General features: G+C 75.3%; 8 protein-coding genes. 2 read left to right on the top strand and 6 right to left on the bottom strand.

Translation table 11 applies throughout. The features are described 5' to 3' along the window. Positions 1-482 (bottom strand): sigma-70 family RNA polymerase sigma factor (locus tag HGA02_RS11485; protein ID WP_168679126.1); only part of this gene is annotated, 482 nt, incomplete at its 3' end. An 85-nt stretch (positions 483-567) separates the two neighbouring features. Between HGA02_RS11485 and HGA02_RS11480 the strand changes: the two genes are divergently transcribed. Further along, on the top strand, positions 568-930 hold the full coding sequence (locus HGA02_RS11480; RefSeq protein WP_168679125.1) for a nuclear transport factor 2 family protein: 363 nt from the start codon (positions 568-570) through the stop codon (positions 928-930). Between the two features lie 80 nt (positions 931-1010). On the opposite strand, the gene HGA02_RS11475 is transcribed toward HGA02_RS11480, so the two are convergent. The 4 genes from HGA02_RS11475 to HGA02_RS11465 form a co-directional block, all read right to left on the bottom strand. After that, a complete protein-coding gene (locus tag HGA02_RS11475) occupies positions 1011-1463 on the bottom strand; it encodes an HNH endonuclease (RefSeq protein ID WP_168679124.1) in 453 nt (150 codons plus the stop codon). 81 nt (positions 1464-1544) lie between these two features. Beyond that, positions 1545-1775: a hypothetical protein gene (locus HGA02_RS11470; protein ID WP_168679123.1), complete on the bottom strand. Its 231-nt coding sequence runs from the start codon at positions 1773-1775 to the stop codon at positions 1545-1547. A 91-nt stretch (positions 1776-1866) separates the two neighbouring features. Beyond that, a complete protein-coding gene (locus tag HGA02_RS21450) occupies positions 1867-2001 on the bottom strand; it encodes a hypothetical protein (RefSeq protein ID WP_281357160.1) in 135 nt (44 codons plus the stop codon). A 143-nt stretch (positions 2002-2144) separates the two neighbouring features. Next, the gene (locus HGA02_RS11465; RefSeq protein WP_168679122.1) at positions 2145-2897 is read right to left on the bottom strand and encodes a DinB family protein; all 753 of its coding nucleotides are present in this window, start codon (positions 2895-2897) and stop codon (positions 2145-2147) included. Positions 2898-3007: 110 nt separating this feature from the next. Here HGA02_RS11465 and HGA02_RS11460 point away from each other — a divergent pair, with 110 nt between their 5' ends. After that, positions 3008-3346: a DUF488 family protein, N3 subclade gene (locus HGA02_RS11460; protein ID WP_168679121.1), complete on the top strand. Its 339-nt coding sequence runs from the start codon at positions 3008-3010 to the stop codon at positions 3344-3346. Positions 3347-3386: 40 nt separating this feature from the next. On the opposite strand, the gene nadE is transcribed toward HGA02_RS11460, so the two are convergent. After that, positions 3387-4471, bottom strand: a 1085-nt coding sequence (gene nadE / locus HGA02_RS11455) for an NAD(+) synthase (RefSeq protein WP_168679120.1), incomplete at its 5' end; no start/stop codon positions are given.

The raw sequence follows: 4471 nt of genomic DNA, 5'->3' as shown, positions 1-4471 counted from the left end.
GCCAGGACGACGGCCGCGACCTGGCGCGGCGGCAGCGCCTGCAGCGCGGCGACGAACGCGAGCTCGATCGACTCGGCGGCCTCCCACCGCGCGTCGGGGCCGTGCGCGACGGGGGCGGTCGGCATCCACGCGTCGGGGTAGGGCTGGAGCGTCGTCAGGTCGTCGAGCGCGTCGGGCGGCGGGGCGTCGAAGGGCAGCGCGACCTCGGCGGGCCGTCGCCGGCCTGTGCGCAGGACGTTGAGGCAGCGGTGCGTCGCGATCGTGTAGAGCCAGGTGCGGACCGACGCGCGCCCCGCGAACGACGGCAGGCCGCGCCACGCGGCGAGCAGCACGTCCTGCAGCGCGTCGTCTGCGTCGTCGAGCGAGCCGAGCATGCGGTAGCAGTGCACGTGCAGCTCGCGCAGGTGCGGACCGGTGAGCGCGGCGAACGCGTCCTCGTCACCGGCCCGTGCCGCGTCCAGGGTCGTGCCGACCGGCTCCATGACACCGGACCGTACGAGACCGTTCCGACAGCCGTCCTCCCGGTGTCGGTACGAGTGCCAGTCCCGACGACCAGGAGGACCCACGATGACCGGACGCGCCCTGCAGACCGCCCTCGACTACCACCGCGCGTGGAGCCGCCACGACGTCGACGCCGCGATGGCGCTCGTCGCCGACGACGTCGTCTGCGACTCCCCCGGCGGGCCCGTGACCGGCATCGACGCGTTCCGTGCGTTCATGGGCCCGTTCGCGACGTCGACCACCCGCACGGAGATCCTCGGCGCGTTCGGCGACGACGACACCGCGGTCGTCCTCTACGACACCGACTCCACGCTCGTCCGGCACGCGCCGGGCGCCGAGTGGGTGCGCGTCGCGGGCGGGCGCATCACGCACATGACGATCGTCTTCGACCGGCTGCCGTTCGCCCAGGCGCGGGCCGCGGCCGGCTGACCCGCCTCGACGACGCCTCACGCGGACGAGCCGGTGCGCACGACGACGGACCGCCCTCCTCGCTGGAGAGCGGTCCGTCGTCAGAGGTCGAGGAGCTCGGCGTGGCTCGGCACCCGCGGCGCGTACCGGAGCCGCATGCCGGCCTCGTCGGGCGTCCGGTCCCGCTTGCGGTTGTTGCACCGACCGCAGCACGCCACCGTGTTGAGCCACGTGTTCGGGTCGGCGGTCCGCGACCGCGGCATCACGTGGTCGACGGTGCTCGCACCGCGTGTCCCGCAGTAGGCGCAGACGTGGCCGTCACGCCGCAGGACACCGGCCCGCGACCACGGCGGCGCGCCGGCCCGGTGCCGCCAGCGCATCTGCACGTACCGCACCAGCCGCAGGACCGCCGGCAGCGGGTACTGCCCGAACCGCTTGCCCGCGACCGCCTCCTCGACGACCGCGACCCGCCGGTGCAGCATCCGCACCGCGTGCTGCAGGCTCACCCGGTGCAGGGGCTCGTAGCCCGCGTTCAGGACCAGGACTCCGGACACCGGGGTCACCTCCTCTCTCGTGGTCTCTCGGACCGGTCGTCGTGCCGGGTCGGGTCGTGTCGGTGGTGCGGGCTCGTGGGCTTACTCGGTGACCTCGACGACCGTCGCCCAGTCGGCGTGCGTGTCGCACCAGACGCGGTCGCCGAGCGTCGCGAGCGGGTCGCGCACCGCGTGCGGCTCGCAGTCGACGCGGACGCGGCGCAGCGGGTTGCGGGCGGCCGTGCGGGCGAGGCGCCGGGCGGCGCGGCGGGCGTCCGCGTCGGAGATCGGCGCGTGGGTGGCGGTCAGGGACTGGTTGACGATGCGGACCATGGCGGTCTCCTTCCAGGGGGCGCGGGTCGACGAACGACGACGGGCCGCTCCCGCGGAGGGGAACGGCCCGTCGTCGACGTGGGGGTGGACGTCAGGTCGACGAGGGGCGCAGGAGGCGACCGCGCTGCTCCGGGCGGTCGGTCGTGCGGTCGAGGGTGCGGTGCAGGACGAGCGCGTCGGACGCGCAGACGTCGCGTCCCGACCAGCGGTGCGTGCGGTCGTGCACGGGCTCCTCCTTCCGCGGCTCGTCGTGGCCGTCACGTGTGGTCGCCGCGCGCGGGGTCACGCGCAGCGCCCCGGTACTGTGCGCGCCGCGGGGCGCTCCTGGCCAGCGCATTTCCGCGCCCTGACGCCCCGACGCGTGCGGGTTCAGGCGTGCGACGACCCGATCGCGTCGAGGTCGCGGACCGCAAACCGGTGGTGCTCCCACTCCTCCTCGAGGATCACGTGGAGGCACGACAGGGTCGTCTCGGGGTACTCGGGCGCCCACGGGTGCGGGTGCTGCGCGGCGAGGTCGTCGGCGGTGACGGTCACGAGGAAGTCGCGCACGAGGCGGACGCGGTCGGCGCGGGCCGCGAGCACCTCGTCGTACGTCGGCGTGGTCGTGCTGAACAGCGACAGGTCGAGCCCGTCGTCCTCCGCCTGCGGACCGGGCTGGCCGAGCGGGTGGAACGGCTGCGCGAGGCCGAGGACCGACCGCCCGAGCCAGGCGTCGGTCGCGAGGACGAGGTGGCGCAGCGTCTGGGCGAACGACCACTCCCCCGCGACGGACACGTCGGGCGTCCCGTCCGGCATGGCGGCGACACGCGCGAGCGTCGCGTCCCACGTGCGCTGCAGCACGACCCACGCGTCGCGCAGCCCGTCCGGGTCGGCAGCGCGGCGGGTCGAGCGGCCGGGGAACCGGCGGTCGAGCTCGGCCTCGACGAACGGGACCACGTCGACGCCGTTGACGAGGAGCCCGTCGCCGTCGGGCAGCCACGGCGCGTCGATCTCGACGCCCTCGACCTGGACGCCGCGCAGCACCGCGCCGGACAGGTCGGCCTCGACGAACCGCGCCCCGCGCAGGTCGGCGCCGCGGAACTCGGCCGCGCGGAGGTCGTCGGTGGGGCCGAACGTCGTCATGGCGTCTCCTCGTCGTCGAGCGTCGCGGGTCGCGCACCGTGCGGCAGGCCTCGTGGCAGACCCGGCTGCGCCGATCCTCGCACCCGGCGCCCACACGGCACGATGGGCGGGTGAGCGTGCGCGTGCGCCGGGTCTACGACGAGCCGTCCGACGACGACGGGCTGCGCGTGCTCGTCGACCGGCTGTGGCCGCGCGGCCTGACGAAGGAGCGCGCCGCGGTCGACGTGTGGCTCAAGGACGTCGCGCCGTCGACGGAGCTGCGGCGGTGGTTCCATCACGAGGAGCCGCTCTTCGACGAGTTCGCCCGCCGCTACCGGGCGGAGCTCGCGACCAACCCGGCGCTCGACCGGCTGCGGGAGGTCGTCGCGACGCACGAGGTCGTCACCCTCCTGTACGGCGCGAAGGACCCGGACCACAACCAGGCGACGGTGCTGCGCGAGCTGCTCTGACGACCCGCGACGACGAGCGACCGGGCGGGGTGAGCGCGGGTCAGACCGCGCTGCGTGACGGCTCCGCGACGGGCGTCGGGACGTGCCGCCAGTGCGTCGCGAGCGGCATCCGGCGGTCGCGCCCGAACGCGACGCGGCTGACCTTGATCCGCAACGGCACCTGGCGGCGCTTGAACTCGCTGCGGTCGACGAGCCCGAGGACGTGCCGGACCGTGGCGGTCGCGGCGGCGCGGTCGTGCCCGCGGGCGACGAGGTCGTCGACGAGGTCGTCGGGGCTCGTGCGGTCCTCGAGGAACGCGAGCAGCAGCGGGTCGAGCACGTCGTACGGGGGCAGCGAGTCGGAGTCCTGCTGGTCGGGAGCGAGCTCCGCCGACGGGGGCTTGGTGAGCGTCGACGCCGGGATCGGCGGCACCTCGCCGGCCGCGACCGCACGCGCGTTGCGCCACGCGCACAGGCCGTAGACGCCGGGCACGAGCCGGCCGTCGGCCGCGACGACGTCGGTCTTGAGCAGGTCGCCGAGCGGGTTCGGCGCCGTGCCGCACGTATCGCCGTAGAGCGTCGTGTAGCCGACCGCGCTCTCCGACCGGTTGCCCGTCGAGCAGACCAGCGCGCCGGTCGCGTTGGCGATGGTCATGAGGGTCGTGCCGCGCAGCCGGGCCTGGAGGTTCTCCCATGCCACCGGGTCGACGCCGGCCCCGGGTCCGCCGACGACGTCCGCGAGCGCCGTCACACGCTCGGTGTACGCGTCGGCGATCGGGACGACGTCGAACCGGATGCCCAGGTTCGTCGCGAGCACGGCGGCGTCGTCGACCGAGCCGGCCGACGAGTACGGGCCGGGCATCCCGACGCCACGCACGGCGTCCGGGCCCAGCGCGTCGACGGCGATCGTCGCAGCGAGCGCGGAGTCGACCCCACCGGACAGCCCGAGGACCACGCGCGGCAGGCCGACCCGCGTGCAGTAGTCGCGGAAGCCGGTGACGAGCGCGGTCCAGACCTCGTCGTGGGGGTCGAGCGGCGGTGCGACGGTCGGTGCGGCGAGCGGCCGGCGCGCCGGGACGGTGCCGCGGTCCACCAGGACGACGTCGCGCGTCACGGGCCGGGCGGGGGCGACGGGCAGGTCGAGGA

Source organism: Cellulomonas septica (assembly GCF_012396155.1).
Classification (GTDB): Bacteria; Actinomycetota; Actinomycetes; order Actinomycetales; family Cellulomonadaceae; genus Cellulomonas; species Cellulomonas septica.
Note: the sequence above shows the minus strand (reverse complement) of the source record. Positions and strands in the feature narration are given on the sequence as shown.